This window comes from Flavobacterium ginsengiterrae (assembly GCF_039539785.1).
Taxonomy (GTDB): domain Bacteria; phylum Bacteroidota; class Bacteroidia; order Flavobacteriales; family Flavobacteriaceae; genus Flavobacterium; species Flavobacterium ginsengiterrae.
Window position 1 is genome coordinate 1,088,414 of sequence record NZ_BAABDU010000003.1, and the last position, 15,583, is coordinate 1,103,996.

A 15,583-nucleotide genomic window follows, 5' to 3' on the forward strand; every position below is an offset into this window, starting at 1 on the left:
CTTATTTAGTTTGAATAGAAAGAGAGTTAGAAATATATTTCATTAAATTTTTCATGAATTGATTTAAATCAGATTTTTTTAATTCTCTATTCATTAAATAAAACCCATTGATTTGTTTTTTTTGTTCTGGAAAAAGCTTGATTACATCATTTTTACCTTTAATAGGATAGATTGTGTTTTTAAGATTTACAAAAAAAGAATTGTTTTCTTTAAAAAAATAAAACACGCCTGTTTCTGCAGCAATTTTCTGCTGATCTTTATGATGTTTTATATAGAAAATAAAATCCGGGGTAATTTCACTTTCTTCATAATAACCAGGAAGAAACTCTGGAACGGTCTCACTTTTTTTATCAATTTTGATAAAGTTTTTATTTTCAATTGAAAAAGATTCGACTTTACTTTTGTTAAGATTTATTCCGGTGTTTTCTGATTCTCCATAAGGATTTAAAACTAAAACATCTCGAAAAATATCATATTTTAGTTTTACATCGTAATAATCTTGTCCGTCGTAAGTAATTTTACCAATTTCATACTTGTCAACAAGGTAAAGATGCCTGTCGTCAACTAGTCTGAAAGGGTTTGTGTGCGGTACGCCATTGTTAATATCCAGATTGTTTTTGCCAACAGTTTTATCAAACCAATTATAAATATTGATATCGTTGCTTGTTTGGCTTTGAATGGCAGAAATGTTTAAGAATAATCCAAATAAAATGAGGAAAATGATTTTTTTTTGATAATTTTTCAAAGGATTTGATGGTTTTTGATGATTGTTTTGGAAGGTCTAAAATTATCAAAAAAAGATTATAAACAAAGGGCAAAACTGTTAAAATGTAATAAAAAATTTATTTTTTGTGACAAAACCCTTATTTCATTAGCATGAAATAAGGGTTTTGTGTAGAAAATTTTTGGGCAAAAAGAGTTTTTCAGATGTTATTTATTCGTAAGAATCATCTGTACCGTCAAGGATTTCGTCAAATATTTTCTTTAATGATTTTATATATAAAGGAAAAAAAATAGCAAGTAGAATATATTCTACTCTTAAAACAGTTACATCGTCCAAAATCTTGTATAAACTTGGAATAATAAAAGCTAATGAAACTGCAACACCAACCCACGGATTTTTTATAACTTTTTTTATTACGGGTAAAATTTTCATTTCAGGTTGTTTTATTGTTGCTTCTTTCATCTATCAATGTTTTTGATTTAGGTTGGGTAAAATTAGTTTCCAAGCAGTGAAATTGTTATGAAAATGTCATAAAAGCTCTTTTTTGTGTCATGAAGTATGAGAAAACATTTAGCTTTTAAACTTTTTCTTTCAAAACAAAAAATCCTCTTGCAGTAAGAGGATTTAGTTTTTAGGTGTATTTTTATACTTAAGACAGAATGTTCATGTTTTTTATGAAATCCTTGTAAGTATCGCTCAAATTTATTCGATGATTTCCTTTTAAAATGATAAGATTGTCTGTTAGGAAAATCTCTTCTATTTTCGAAGAATTTACGATTGTGTTTCGGTGTGTTTTTATGAATTTATTCTTATCAAGAAGTTCACTGATTTTTGTCAGCGAAATCAAGATAACAAACTTCTCCTTTTCGGTAATAATATTACAGTAACGTTCTTCAACTTCGATATAAAGAATATCGTCAAGAGCTACTTTTTTTAATGAGTTTTTCTTTTTAATAAATAACGAATCGTTGCTTATAACTGTGTTTTGTTCTTCGCTTAGGAATACATTGGTTTGTTCGTAAAACTTTTCGACTGCCATTTCTATAGCGTACAAAATTTCCAGTTCATTAAAAGGTTTCATTAAAAAACTGAATGGTCTGGTAAGTTTTGCGCGTTCAAAAATCTGCCTGTCCTGAGAACTTGTTAAAAACACAAATGGTTTTGATGCCTGCGGAATTATATTTATAGATTCGGCAAAGGTTATTCCTTCCGGTTTTCCATCCAGAAAAACATCAATAATGATTACATCAACCGGAGTTTCATAAAACAGCTTTAAAGCATCTGTAAAGTTTGCAGCTACTCCTGCTATGTTGTAATTGTTTTCGCGTAATACTTTAACAAGAGCATCACTTTGCTCAGGTGTATCTTCTATAATTAAAACATTAATATTATCCATTTCATTTGGTTTTTGGGAAACTTAATATCATTTTAGTTCCTTTGTTGAGTTCACTTTCAATTTCAAATGTGCCGCTATTTTTTTTAATCATCTGCTTGCATAACTGTAAACCCAAACCGGTCCCAATGATTTCCGAATTGCCTTTTTTAGCCAGTAATTCGCCTTCGTGAAGCAATTCATCGATGGTATTCTTGCTCATTCCAATTCCTGTGTCCTGAATAATCACCTGACAAAAATCAGCATCGATTTCATTTGCAGAAAAGGTTATCTCTCCGTTTTCTTTCGAAAATTTTATAGCATTGTCTAATAAATTTCTAAATACAATTTTTAAAGAATCAAGATCTACAAATAAAAAGATGTTTTTTGAAACTTGATTTTCAAACGTAATGGCTTTGTCTAGTAATAAAGGTTTATAATTATATTCGATTTGTTGTATAACAGAATATAAGTGAATCGATTCTTTATGAAAATACAATTGTTTTGTTTGCAGTAAAGCCCAATGTAATAAATTATCCAAAAGGCTGTAAGCTCCATTTGCAATACCGCTGTTTTGAACAATTAGATGATTTAATTCATCATAATTTTTAGTTTCCAGCGTGGCAGATAATTTAGAATTACTGGTTTTTAATGCATTTACAGATGAACGTAAATCATGACTTACAATAGAAAAAAGCTGATCTTTTGTTGCATTAAGTTCATCAAGTTTGTTTTTTTGGCGTAAGATAATTTTACTATTTCGTACTTTTTGTGCGTATAAATAAACACCTCCCGTTAAAATTAATAAAAGACCAATTGCTGAGAAAAATAAAGCATTTCGCTGGGTGTTTTTTAATTTATTTTCGACTTCAAGGACTTTGATTTGTTTTTGTTTTTGCGCAACGGCAAATTTCTTTTCAAAATCAGCAACTGCCCAAATTTTATTTTGATTGTTTAAGGAATCTTGCCACTGTTCAGATTCTTTTCTATAAACCAGAGCTTTTTTGTAGTTGTTTCTGTTTTCTTCAACTACAGCCATGTTTAATGATGTTTCCCATTTTTTATTGTAATCATTTACCTTTTTAGATAATTCGTATGATTTTTCAAAATATGGAATGGCTAAGTCGTCTTTATATTGAAGATAATACAGATTCGCAATATTCATATATATTTTAATAAGAATCGAATTATTAGCTTCTTTTTCTTCAATTGCTTTGCTCTTAAAAAGATAATCTTCAGCTTTCTTAAATTGATTGAGATGTAAATAACTTACACCTATATTTTGATAGATTATACTTGTTCTGATTCCTTGTTTATTATCAGTAAGATTCTCAATTTTATTGAAATACTCAATTGCTTTGTGAAATTCTTTTAGTTCTAAAGAAATTTCACCAAGTAATTTATTTACTAATGGGTAAAAAAGAAAATTTTTCGAAATTAACGTTAATTCTGCTCGTGCTTCCTTAAATAATTTTTTTCTGCTAAGGCTGAAACCTCTAAAATAATGGCAATAATCGTTTAACTCTTTGTTTTTGCTTACAGTAAGATGTTTCATCGAGTGAACCAGAGTAGAGTCCCAATTGTTTGCTTCAAAATAGTATTGTGCGTTTTTAAAAAAGATTTCGTTTTTAAATATTTTAGCTTGTTTTTTACTTTCAATATTTAATAAATAATTTACCGATTGGTTATTGGATAATACACAACAGGAATAAAGAAAAAATAATAAAAAAAAGAAGTTAGTTTTACTCATAACTTTTATATATCGATACAGAAAAACATCATTTTTTGGATTAAAAATGATGTTTTTAGTTTTGTATTTATAAAAAGAATTATTCGCCTACTCCAGTTCTTGTACCTCTAGAAGTTTCAGGGTCAACGTTTCTAAGATAAGTGATAACATCTTTTACCTGAGTTGCATCTGTAGAGTAATAATCTATTTCTACATACCAAACATCGCAAGTTTCAGGTGTATCTTCAGTATAGTCATAATCAAAATAAATTTCAAGTGCTGAATCTTTTAAAGTTGGTACAGAAACGATAGGTTTTTGAACAAACTCTGAGTTTATATATAAGGTAACTCTAACTTTTAATGTTGGCAGACCACCAGGGCTTATGAAGTTTTCAACTGAAGCCAAAGGAGGCAGTGGATGCTGCAGGTGTTTAGTGTCTTTGAATACAAATGGCTTGCTGTTGATTTTTGTGTTTTGGATAACTTTATAACGTGTTAAGTCCATAGATAAGGTTTTTAGGGTTAATAAATTTATTTTTGGAACTCTAAAGGTATTTTATTTCTTTAAAAAAATGTAAGTTTTGCCCTGTTTTTTTATAATTTTTACATTTTCTTCATCAAAGAATGTGTAATATTAAGATTACGCTATGATTAAAAAACGAAAAACCCCAACTCAAATAAATGAATTGGGGTTTTCTAAATTTAATTCTCAATTAAATAAATCTACTTGAGAATTTATTTTTTCCAGATAGTAATCTATTTTTCTTATGGATCGATTAAAGAACAGATTTTGTTCTCTAATACCGGATTGTCCTAAAGGTATTGAGTTTGCGATTTGTTGTTTAAAAAACTGATGAACATTTTTACAGCTGTTTTCATTATCTGTAATAAAATAACCAAGGAGCGTGTAAGGTACAAACATGGTTAGTTTTTCTTCTGTCTCTATCAGCATATTATTATTTAATAATATAAGTTCATTGTAATAAAGAGCAAAATTCGGATCGTTATTGCATTTTTCCTGTATCACATTCATAATTCTCTTTAAGTCCTTACAAAGAGCATTTGCATTTTTTAGATTTAAAAGTCCTGCTTCATAAAAATAAAGAATTTGCTGTAAACTGCTATTAATGGTTGTGTCATTCCAAACTTCATTTACGATTACATTTTCATAAGTGCTTTTTATTTTATGCATATGTTCTGAAAACGATTCATCGATTACAAAATTCTCAAATGCGATATTTTTTTGTTCTTTATTTAAAAGATTCAGCCAGACATATGCTTTGAATTTTGATAATATTGTTCCGTCCATAAAATAGAACAACGGAATATCTTTTGCTGAATAATATAATGCGGTATTCGATTTTCGGGTTAACAATGCTATTTGTTCTGCCGATGATTTGAAATAGTGAAGCATATCTTTTAATGTTTCTATTTCAATTGTCTTTTCTACGATTACCTTTTCTTTTCCCGAAAATAAATTATCAAGCGAAATTTTAAAATGATCCGCTAATCGAATTGTTTCGTCTATAGAAAATTTGCTTTTTTGTGATATTCGTCTGTAGGAGGCATCATAGCTTATTTCCAAGACAGAAGCGATTTCATCAATTAATGAAACTGAATTTGGAATTTTACTTCGGATGGCCTTTAAAAACTGTTGCTGATATTTCATGATTTGCGATAATCACAAATTTAATAATTTATTTTATTGTTTTCAGCAAATACATCTGTGATTATTGCAATAGGTTTGTCCTGTAAATAATAAATATTTTTTTTATGAAAGCTAAGTATTTCAATAAGTCAGAAGATGAAAAGGTGTTCTTTACTACTTTAAAAAATAGAGTGCACGCAAAATTAGAAGGTAAAAATGTTTCGTATGGGGATTTAAGATTTTGGTTTAAAGGTCTGTTTTGGACACTTGTATGTTATACCAGTTATTCTCTTTTGTTTTTAGATTCAATAAGTAAATTAAGTTTTTGGATAATATATGTCGTTTTTCAATTATCGGGCCTATTAATAGGTTTCAGTTTTGGTCACGATGCTTCTCATAATACAGCATTCAAAAACAAAAAAGCAAATTCGGTATTGCATTTTTTTAGTTTCCTTACGGTTGGTATAGATCCACTTTTATGGGGATTAAGACATATTCGTTCGCATCATTTATACGCAAATGTAGAAGGAAGTGATATTGATATAGACAAAAACCCTTTTTTAAGATTAAGCCCAACGCATGCATGGAAGCCAAAACATAAATATCAGGCTTATTATGCACCCTTCGTTTATATGTTTACTTTGTTACACTCCGTTTTTATGAGTGATTGGGTATATCTATTTTCAGAAGAATATGATTGGATGAAAAGAGGCGTATCTAAGGCAGGTCTGTATTTTAGATTTTTTATCTATAAAGTATTCTATTTTACGCTTGTACTGGTTCTGCCATTGCTATTTGCTGATTTTTCATGGGGCTTTATTGTGATTACCTATTTTACAGCTAGTGCTTTTACCTCTTTGGTTTTTATTATAATGCTTGTAGGAACTCATTTTTTTGATGGAGCAGATTATCCACAACCCGAAGGAGAATTTCTGGAACATACGTGGGCAGTCCATCAATTATATACCAGTTGTGATTGGAATGCAGATAAAGGCTGGGCAAGATTTTTAAGCGGAGGTTCGAACTGTCATGCAGCTCATCATCTTTTTCCAAATATCTGTCACACCAATTACAGTGAAATAAATGAGATAATCGAAAAAACAACAAAAGAATACCAACAGCCTTATCATCATAAAACATTGTTGGAAATGATGTTTTCACATTTTAAACATTTAAATAAAATGGGAAATCCTTAAAGTATATATCTTTTAAAACTTAAAAACCCCAACTCAAATAAATGAATTGGGGTTTTCTATGAATAAACCTTTAGTAAACTAAGATCTGATTACTCTTTTTTCTCCTCACGTGGAGGTCTTGGAACAAGTGCTTTTTTAGACACTTTTTCTTTTTTAGTTTTAGGGTCAACTCCTAAGTATTTCACTTGGAAAACATCTCCCATTTTAACTACGTCAGCAACATTTTCTGTACGTTCCCAAGCTAGTTCAGAAACGTGAAGTAAAACTTCGTTTCCTGGTGCAGCAGTATATTCTACAACAGCTCCAAAATCAAGCATTTTGATTACTTTCACTTCGTAAGCTTCTCCCATTTGAGGTTTGAAAGTAATAGAAGCAATTTTTGCTAATACCGTTTCAATTCCGGCAGGATCTGTACCTAAGATTTCGATAACACCTTGCTCGTCAACTTCGTTAATAACGATAGTTGTTCCAGTAGCTTTTTGTAATTCCTGAATTACTTTTCCACCAGGTCCGATCAATGCTCCAATAAAGTTTCCAGGAATAGTTCTGGTAAGGATTTTTGGCGCATGAGCTTTAACATCTGCTCTTGGAGCAGCAATAGTTTCAGTTAATTTTCCTAAAATGTGCAAACGTCCATCACGAGCCTGAGCTAAAGCTTGTTCCATGATATCGTAACGTAATCCGTCAATTTTGATATCCATTTGGCAAGCTGTAATACCGTCAGCAGTTCCAGTTACTTTAAAGTCCATATCTCCTAAGTGATCTTCATCTCCTAAAATATCAGACAATACAGCAAATTTCTCACCGTCAGTAATTAATCCCATAGCAATACCAGAAACTGGTTTTACCATTTGAACTCCAGCATCCATAAGAGCCATTGTTCCTGCACAAACCGTTGCCATAGAAGAAGAACCATTAGATTCTAAAACCTCAGAAACAACACGGATTGTATAAGGACAATCTGCAGGAATCATATTTTTTAATGCTCTTTGAGCTAAGTTACCGTGACCAACTTCTCTTCTTGAAGTTCCTCTTAGTGGTTTTGCTTCACCAGTAGAGAAAGGAGGGAAGTTATAGTGTAAGTAGAATTTCTCTTCACCTTGTTCAGATGGAGAATCAATTTGGTTAGCTTCTCTAGAAGTTCCTAAAGTTACTGTAGCCAAAGCTTGAGTTTCTCCACGTGTAAATAAAGATGAACCGTGAACTCTTGGTAAATAATCAGTTTCACACCAGATTGGTCTGATGTCTGTAGTTTTTCTACCGTCAAGACGAACACCTAATTCTAAAACTACATTACGAACAGCTTCTTTGTTTGTTTTGTAGAAATATTTAGAAACTAAATCTCCATCAACAGCTAATTCTTCTTCAGTAAATAAAGCTTTTACTTCTTCTTTTACTTCAGCAAATGCAACGCCTCTTTCATGTTTAGCAGATCCAACTTTTGCAATAGCATAAATTTTATCGTATGCCGCTTCTTTTACTTTTTTGTAAATTTCTTCGTTTTCTTTCTCACCTTCGTAAGTACGAATTTCTTTTTTACCAAAAGCTTCTTGTAAACGGTATTGAGCTTGAATTTGAACTTTAATAGCTTCGTGAGCAAATTTAATAGCTTCGATCATTTCAGCTTCTGAAATTTCTTTCATCTCACCTTCAACCATCGCTACAGAATCCATAGAAGCACCAATCATCATGTCGATGTCAGATTTTTCTAATTCTTCTCTACTTGGGTTGATCACTAATTTTCCATCGATACGTGCAACACGTACTTCAGAAATTAAGTTGTAAAATGGAATATCAGATACAGCTAATGCTGCAGATGCAGCTAAACCTGCTAATGCATCTGGCATAACAGTTTCGTCATGAGACATTAATTGAATCATAACCTGAGTTTCAGCATGGTAATCGTCTGGGAAAAGCGGACGTAAAACACGGTCTACTAATCTCATTGTTAATACCTCACTGTCGCTAGGACGAGCTTCTCTCTTGAAGAAACCACCTGGAAAACGACCAGCTGCTGCAAATTTTTCGCGATAATCTACCGTTAATGGTAAAAAATCAACGCCTGGGTTAGAAGTACGTGCAGATACTGCAGTTGCAAGTATCATCGTATCTCCCATTCTAACTACTACAGAACCATCAGCTTGTTTTGCTAAACGTCCTGTCTCGATTGTGATGCTTCTGCCATCACCCAAATCGATTTTTTCTACAAATAATTGTGGAATCATAAATTTTTTCCTTATTGATTATACAATGGGTTTTAGTTGTGTTGTAGTTGTTGTTGTGTGTAGTTGTTGTTATCTAAAACCCAATGAAAAACCAAACTTTTTTTCTTGTACAAAGCCCTGTCAGACTTCTATTTTGTAAAAACAAAAAGAGGCACTCTCGCACCTCTTTCCTTATATTGATTATTTTCTGATATTCAATACTTTGATAATCTCACGATATCTGTTGATATCTTTCTTTTTCAAGTAATCCAACAAAGCTCTTCTTTTACCTACTAATAGTACAAGAGAACGCTCAGTGTTATAATCGTGACGATTTTTTTTCAAGTGTTCAGTTAAGTGAGAAATTCTATAAGTGAACAATGCAATTTGACCTTCTGCGCTTCCAGTGTTTGTTGCACCACCGTGTTGTGCGAAAATCTCTTCTTTCTTTTCTTTGCTTAAATACATTCCAATATTATTTAATGATTTTTATGTATGCCTACAACTTTTGTAAGACGGGTGCAAAATTAGATTAAAAAAACAAAAAAATCAAACAAAAATAAAAGAATCTTAAAATAGGGACTAAAGATTTCGTTTTTAATGATTTGAAGCCGATTTTTTAGCAACTTCTCTCTGCTTCGACGGATAAGTATAACTCACATTATTTTCATCTGTCTTAGTTCCGGAAATCAAAATTCCTTTATCATAATTTTCAATAAAGGTAATTTTGTTTAAAGAGTCTGTACCCTGCCAAACGCCTTGTTTAAGTCCGTCTTTTATGGTTCCTTTTTGCGTTATAAAACCTTCGGTTCCTTCATATTCACCATTTCCATCTGTAACAGTCTGTTCTTTATTTTCATTCCAAAAATTCAAAAGCAAGGTTTGAGACGTTTTGGTTTTCGGATTCCAAACATTCAGTTTCTCAGACTTTTTAGCTTGGTTTTCGTGCCAATTAATTTCTTTACCTTCTTTATGATCTTCTTTAAAATTGACAACAGATTCTTTTGAGCCGTTTTTAAAATAATAAATAAACTCGCCGTCTTTCTTCAAAACATCCCGATCCAAAGTACAGCCGGTCATTTTCTTTCTTCCGTTTTTATAGAAGTCAGTTACAACATAACGAGCGCTTTGTTGTGAATAATTCGTAATTACTCTGGTGTACATTTGATTTTCTGGTTTGCATTCGCGGCTTAATGAGTCTAAAAAGATTTTTTTAGACACCATACCAATTTGTGCAGAGAGACTAACTGAAATTATCAGAAGCAAAAATATAAAGATGTTTCTTTTCATTCAGATCTATTTTTTACTAAAAATAGGACTTCTAGAATAATTTAGCAACTTCTTGATTCACAAACTCCAAAAATCTTTCGTCAGCTTCTGTAAAAGGATCAATAACATGGCTGTCAATATCGATCTGGCCAATGTTTACTCCATTTACAAATAAGGGAACAACAATTTCTGATTTTACAGTTAAACTGCATGCAATATAATTGTCTTGTGCTTTAACATCCGGCACTACAAAATTAGCATTGCTTTCGGCAACCTGACCGCAGATTCCTTTTCCAAAAGGGATAACAGTATGATCTGTTTCGGCACCCACATAAGGTCCAAGATGAAGTGTTTTGTTTTCGTGATTCGCAAAATAGAATCCTACCCAATTGTAGTATTCTACATTTTCGTTTAAAAGCTGGCATACAGCTAATAATTTTTCGTCTCTAACTTTATTGTTATCAGCTATAATAGCGCTTATTTTTGGTTGTAATTTCTGAAATATCATGATTTGAAAATTTTATACAAAAGTATTTAAAGCTGAACTCAAAAAATACATAAATTTGAAAAAAAAATCTGTTGAGAAAATATCTAATCCAATTCAAGCCGTTTTTAATTTTTATAGGTACATTTTTTACTGCTTACATTGCACTTACTGTTGCTTATAAATTTTATCTAAACAGCCTTAATGCAGGTGAAGTAGATGCCGTTACTGGCTGGGTTGGACATAATGTCGAGCAATTGCTTCTGGCATTGAATTATGATATTAAAGTGCAGCAGGGGTTTTCTTCTCCTTGGCTGGAGGTGTGGTTTAATAATAAATACGAAATTCGTATCGTTGAAGGCTGTAACGCAGTTAGTGTTATCATTTTGTTCATATCGTTTGTACTGGCTTTTTCCGGGAAACTAAAGACGACACTGCTTTATATTTTATTTGGAATTGTTGTTGTTTATATTTTAAATGTAATTCGTATTGCATTGTTAACCGTTTTGCTATTTCATTTTCCAGAAAAATCACATCTTTTACATGGCGTTTTATTTCCGTTAGCTATTTACGGTTCTGTTTTTCTTTTATGGGTTATTTGGGTAAATAAATTCTCAAAATATGCTAAATAAAATTTTAGAACATAAAAAAGCAATTTTCATTTCGGTAATAATTGTTTTCTGCTTTGGGTTAATAAGAGCATTTGAAAAGACGCTTTTTTACGATCCTTTTTTAGTTTATTTCGAATCTACGTTTAAAGAACAGCCTTTGCCGAATGTTGATTTATTTAAGCTTTTTTATAATCTGCTGTTTCGTTTTGCACTTAATACTTTTTTATCACTTCTTTTGATTTATGTGCTTTTTAAAGATAGGGGAGTTTTGAATTTCAGTATCTTTTTATACTCATTTTTTGGAATACTGCTTTTTGCCATGTTTTTTATAGTTCTGTTCTATTTTCCAGAAAACACGTGGCTTCTTTTTTATGTGCGAAGGTTTATAATTCAGCCCATATTTGTGCTGTTGTTTATTCCTGCATTTTATTATCAATTTCAAAATTTGAAAAAATAACATTTCATTTAATTTTTATTCAAGCTATTTTAGGTATTTTTGCCGTATGAGTTTAAAGAAATGCACCGTATTGTTTTTAGCATTCCTATTGTTGGTTTCCAACACAGGATTTGCTTTTGATGTGCATTATTGCGGCGGAAAAATAGCTTCGGTATCTTTAAACACAAGTGTTTCAGCTAAACCAGAAAAAAAATGCTGCGGCGATAAGGAGGGAAAATCGTCTTGCTGTAAAGACAAAGTTGTTCATCTTGAAAAAAAATCAGATGACGCCACTTTTAAAGTATTCTTTTTTCAACTGGCATTTCCGGCTGTAATTCAGGAATACAAACCAATTACGTTTCTGGCTGTTCCAAATTTCAAAAACAATCAAATCATTTCGTATTATTCTGATGCGAATGCGCCCCCCTTATTCAAGTTATATAATCAATACATTTTTTATTCCTGATTTTAATTTTTTAGAATCAAGCCTTCTTTGTATGGCTTGTACCGTATTGTTTGAACTTTTTCTTAACAGATAAGTTTTAAACACAATTTCTAAAAACATTAAAATCTTTTTTATGCAAAAAAATATCATGCTTTTTGTGGTGTTTTTGCTTTCAGTTTCTGTGTTTTCGCAAGAAGATTTAGAAGAAGTAAAAATTACGAAAAAGCAAAAAGGAATTAAAAAATCGTATACGCTTACATCAAATACATCATTAATAACGAGTAAAGAACTTTTAAAAGCGGCTTGCTGCAATCTGGCAGAAAGTTTTGAAACCAATCCATCCATTGATGTAAATTTTTCTGATGCTTTAACGGGTACCAAACAAATCAAAATGCTGGGCTTAACAAGTCCGTATTTAATGATTACCGAAGAAAATATTCCTTCGGTACGCGGTGCTTCACAGGCGTATGGATTATCTTTTACACCCGGAACATGGATTGAAAGTGTTCAGATTACTAAAGGAGCCGGAAGTGTTATAAATGGTTACGAAAGTATTTCGGGACAAATTAATACTGAGCTTTTAAAACCTTTAAGCGACATTCCGTTTTTTCTGAATGCCTATGGTTCAACCGATTCAAGATTTGAATTGAATACTCATTTCAATAAAAAACTATCAGATAAATGGGCAACGAGTTTATTTGTTCATGGAAATGCACGTGTGGCAAAAAATGATATGAATGATGACGGATTTTTAGATAATCCGTTAGGAAAACAAATCAATGTTTTAAACCGTTACCAATATTATGATCCCGAAAGCGGTTTGGTAAGTTTTATCAATTTTAGATATATGAATGATAAAAAGCAAACTGGTGAAGTTGATTTTGATAAAGACCGTGATCGCGGTACAACCAATCATTGGGGATCTGAAATTAACACAGAGCGCTTTGATGTTTCTACAAAAATTGGATACGTTTTTAAAGATATGCCGTACCAGAGTATTGGATTTCAAAATGCATTTAATACACATAGACAAGATTCTTATTTTGGATTAAATCTGTATGATATTAAACAAAATAGTTTTTATTCTAATTTAATCTTCAATTCGATTATTAATAATACGATGCATAAATTTACTACTGGTTTGAATTTCTCTTACGATCAGTATCAGGAATTTGTAAATGCGAATGATTACAGCCGAATTGATAATTCAGTTGGTGCATTCTTTGAATACACGTATGACAACACTGATAATTTTAGTATTATTTTAGGCGGTAGAGTTGATAATCATAATCGTCTAGGATTTTTTGCAACACCGCGTTTACACGTACGATATAATCCGTGGAAAAATGGAGTAATTCGTTTTTCTGCCGGAAGAGGAAAACGTTCGGCTAATATTTTTGCAGAAAACCAGCAGCTTTTCGCAAGTTCAAGAACGTTCTCAATTTTAGATAACAGCGGAAAAATTTATGGTTTGAATCCTGAAATTGCTTGGAATTACGGAATCAGCTTTTCGCAGAAGTTTAAAATTTTTAATAAAAACGCCGAAGCTGGATTTGATATTTACAGAACCGATTTTCAAAATCAAGCCGTTGTCGATTTAATGCAGAGTCCACAGGATGTTTTGTTCTATAATTTGAAAGGAAGCTCTTTTGCAAACAGCCTTCAGGTTGAGTTTAATTATGAGCTTATTCATAATTTAAATTTAAGAACAGCTTATAAATACTATGATATTCAAACTGATTATTTGAGAGGAACTTTTCAACGTCCGCTTCAGGCAAAACATCGTTTTCTTGGAAACTTAGAATTTGAAACAAATGTAAGTGATAATAAACAGTGGAAGTTTGATTATACTTTTAACTGGTCAGGAAAACAGCAGCTGCCTTATACAGCTTCAAATCCGGCAGAAGATCAGTTTCCTGATTTTTCACCTTCTTATGTAGTAATGAATGCTCAGGTAACAAGAGTTTTTTCACCTGTTTTTGAAGTATACGTTGGAGGAGAAAACATAGGTAACTACAAACAGCAAAAAGCAATTTTGGGAGCAAATGATCCTTTTGGGCCAAATTTTGACGCTTCTGTAGCGTATGCTCCAATTTTTGGGCAAATGTATTATGCAGGATTACGATTTAAGATAAAATAAACAATAATAAATTATAACATTAAATAACAGACAAATGAAAAATTTGATTTTAATTGCGATGATCACTTTTTTAGGATTTTCGGCTCAGGCACAAACTAAAAAGAACAAAAATTTAAAATATACAACAGAAGTAAATGGCAATTGCGAGCAATGCAAGAAACGTATTGAAAAAGCGGCTTACGGTGTTCCGGGAGTTAAAACAGCGTCTTGGGATGTAAGTTCGCATCAATTAGCTGTAATTTTAAATGAAGAGAAATCTTCGCCAAAAGATTTAAATCTGGCAATTGCAAAGGCAGGCCATGATACAAAAGAAGTTAAAGCGACAGATGCTGATTATGAGAATTTGCATTCTTGCTGTAAATACGAAAGAGAAAAATAATTTTTTAAGCCCGAGTTAATAATTCGGGCTTTTTTAATAGTTAATTTATCTTTAAAATATGGGTTTTAATTGTGGTTAAAGCAAATTATTGTTAATTTCACGAACTTATAAATTAACCAAATTCATTTTATGAGTAATTTTGATTGGACCCAGTTAATAAACCCTGAATTTTATATAACTTTAAGTATCGGAGGTTTTCAGATTGGGTTATTTATTGTGCTGTTTATTGTATTTGCAGAAACAGGACTTTTCGCAGGCTTTTTTCTACCGGGAGATAGTTTACTGTTTTTAGCTGGTATTTACAGCCGCGACTTAATTCAAAATGTTGTTTATATTCCAAGTGATTTTATAAATGTTTTTTTGCTTTCAACTGCCGTTGCCATTATGGGGGTTTTAGGAAATATGACCGGCTATTGGTTTGGAGCAAAAAGTGGTTATTATTTGTTTAAAAAAGAAGATACATTTTGGTTTAAGAAAAAATATCTTTTGCAGTCAAAAGATTTCTTTGAAAAATACGGAGGAAAAGCAATTATTTACGCTCGTTTCCTTCCCATTTTTAGAACTTTCGCTCCAATTATTGCCGGAATAGTTTCTATGGATAAAAAGAAATTTATGTTTTTTAATGTTTTGAGTTCATTCTTATGGTCATTCATTTTAATTTTTGCCGGACATTATTTGTACGGAGTATTCTTAAAACAAGGAATAGATTTAAAACATCACATTGAATACATTATTATTATTATTATTATAATTTCGACATTCCCGGTTCTTCTAAAGATTTTAAAGAAAAAACCAGTTGAAAAAATATAACTCAATACAAAATCAAAAAAGTCCGAAGCTCTAAACTTCGGACTTTTTTTATGTAGTAACAATTGTTGAATTTTAAATTGAATCACGTAGTGATTATAAACCTCTTTCACTTTGACTCTCGAAAAAAAAAACTAAG

The 15,583-nt window shown here is 31.3% G+C and carries 17 protein-coding genes; 7 read left to right on the plus strand and 10 right to left on the minus strand.

Annotated elements, in window-relative coordinates:
- Position 1: 1 nt before the first annotated feature.
- The 6 genes from ABD859_RS07610 to ABD859_RS07635 all read right to left on the minus strand — a co-directional run bounded on the left by ABD859_RS07610 (position 2) and on the right by ABD859_RS07635 (position 5,494).
- Complete coding sequence (locus tag ABD859_RS07610) at positions 2-745, minus strand: hypothetical protein (protein ID WP_345142413.1); 744 nt, start codon at positions 743-745, stop codon at positions 2-4.
- A 189-nt stretch (positions 746-934) separates the two neighbouring features.
- Positions 935-1,186, minus strand: coding sequence for a hypothetical protein (locus ABD859_RS07615; protein ID WP_345142416.1), 252 nt, complete (start codon positions 1,184-1,186; stop codon positions 935-937).
- Positions 1,187-1,373: 187 nt separating this feature from the next.
- Positions 1,374-2,120 (minus strand): LytR/AlgR family response regulator transcription factor, encoded by a 747-nt coding sequence (locus tag ABD859_RS07620; RefSeq protein WP_345142419.1) that lies wholly within the window; start codon positions 2,118-2,120, stop codon positions 1,374-1,376.
- 1 nt (position 2,121) lies between these two features.
- Complete coding sequence (locus ABD859_RS07625) at positions 2,122-3,846, minus strand: tetratricopeptide repeat-containing sensor histidine kinase (RefSeq protein WP_345142422.1); 1,725 nt, start codon at positions 3,844-3,846, stop codon at positions 2,122-2,124.
- Between the two features lie 79 nt (positions 3,847-3,925).
- On the minus strand, positions 3,926-4,330 hold the full coding sequence (locus ABD859_RS07630) for a hypothetical protein (RefSeq protein WP_345142425.1): 405 nt from the start codon (positions 4,328-4,330) through the stop codon (positions 3,926-3,928).
- Positions 4,331-4,534: 204 nt separating this feature from the next.
- Positions 4,535-5,494 carry a hypothetical protein gene (locus tag ABD859_RS07635; RefSeq protein ID WP_345142427.1) on the minus strand — a complete coding sequence of 320 codons (960 nt, stop codon included), beginning with the start codon at positions 5,492-5,494 and terminating at the stop codon, positions 4,535-4,537.
- 104 nt (positions 5,495-5,598) lie between these two features.
- Between ABD859_RS07635 and ABD859_RS07640 the strand changes: the two genes are divergently transcribed.
- The gene (locus ABD859_RS07640) at positions 5,599-6,669 is read left to right on the plus strand and encodes a fatty acid desaturase family protein (RefSeq protein ID WP_345142430.1); all 1,071 of its coding nucleotides are present in this window, start codon (positions 5,599-5,601) and stop codon (positions 6,667-6,669) included.
- Positions 6,670-6,758: 89 nt separating this feature from the next.
- On the opposite strand, the gene ABD859_RS07645 is transcribed toward ABD859_RS07640, so the two are convergent.
- The 4 genes from ABD859_RS07645 to ABD859_RS07660 all read right to left on the minus strand — a co-directional run bounded on the left by ABD859_RS07645 (position 6,759) and on the right by ABD859_RS07660 (position 10,650).
- Positions 6,759-8,894, minus strand: a complete 2,136-nt coding sequence (locus ABD859_RS07645; RefSeq protein WP_345142433.1) for a polyribonucleotide nucleotidyltransferase — start codon at positions 8,892-8,894, stop codon at positions 6,759-6,761.
- Positions 8,895-9,074: 180 nt separating this feature from the next.
- Positions 9,075-9,341, minus strand: coding sequence for a 30S ribosomal protein S15 (gene rpsO, locus ABD859_RS07650; RefSeq protein WP_111288334.1), 267 nt, complete (start codon positions 9,339-9,341; stop codon positions 9,075-9,077).
- Positions 9,342-9,470: 129 nt separating this feature from the next.
- Positions 9,471-10,163, minus strand: coding sequence for a toxin-antitoxin system YwqK family antitoxin (locus ABD859_RS07655; RefSeq protein WP_345142438.1), 693 nt, complete (start codon positions 10,161-10,163; stop codon positions 9,471-9,473).
- A 31-nt stretch (positions 10,164-10,194) separates the two neighbouring features.
- A complete protein-coding gene (locus ABD859_RS07660; RefSeq protein ID WP_345142441.1) occupies positions 10,195-10,650 on the minus strand; it encodes a GAF domain-containing protein in 456 nt (151 codons plus the stop codon).
- A 71-nt stretch (positions 10,651-10,721) separates the two neighbouring features.
- Between ABD859_RS07660 and xrtF the strand changes: the two genes are divergently transcribed.
- The 6 genes from xrtF (at position 10,722) to ABD859_RS07690 (ending at position 15,447) form a co-directional block, all read left to right on the plus strand.
- Complete coding sequence (gene xrtF / locus ABD859_RS07665) at positions 10,722-11,258, plus strand: exosortase family protein XrtF (RefSeq protein ID WP_345142444.1); 537 nt, start codon at positions 10,722-10,724, stop codon at positions 11,256-11,258.
- Positions 11,248-11,694: an exosortase F system-associated membrane protein gene (locus ABD859_RS07670; RefSeq protein WP_345142447.1), complete on the plus strand. Its 447-nt coding sequence runs from the start codon at positions 11,248-11,250 to the stop codon at positions 11,692-11,694. Before xrtF ends, ABD859_RS07670 begins: the two co-directional genes overlap by 11 nt.
- Positions 11,695-11,740: 46 nt before the next feature.
- Positions 11,741-12,139, plus strand: coding sequence for an HYC_CC_PP family protein (locus ABD859_RS07675; RefSeq protein ID WP_345142450.1), 399 nt, complete (start codon positions 11,741-11,743; stop codon positions 12,137-12,139).
- Positions 12,140-12,251: 112 nt separating this feature from the next.
- A complete protein-coding gene (locus tag ABD859_RS07680) occupies positions 12,252-14,258 on the plus strand; it encodes a TonB-dependent receptor plug domain-containing protein (protein WP_345142453.1) in 2,007 nt (668 codons plus the stop codon).
- A 34-nt stretch (positions 14,259-14,292) separates the two neighbouring features.
- Complete coding sequence (locus ABD859_RS07685; RefSeq protein ID WP_345142456.1) at positions 14,293-14,637, plus strand: heavy-metal-associated domain-containing protein; 345 nt, start codon at positions 14,293-14,295, stop codon at positions 14,635-14,637.
- Between the two features lie 129 nt (positions 14,638-14,766).
- A complete protein-coding gene (locus ABD859_RS07690) occupies positions 14,767-15,447 on the plus strand; it encodes a DedA family protein (RefSeq protein ID WP_345142459.1) in 681 nt (226 codons plus the stop codon).
- Positions 15,448-15,583: the final 136 nt, after the last annotated feature.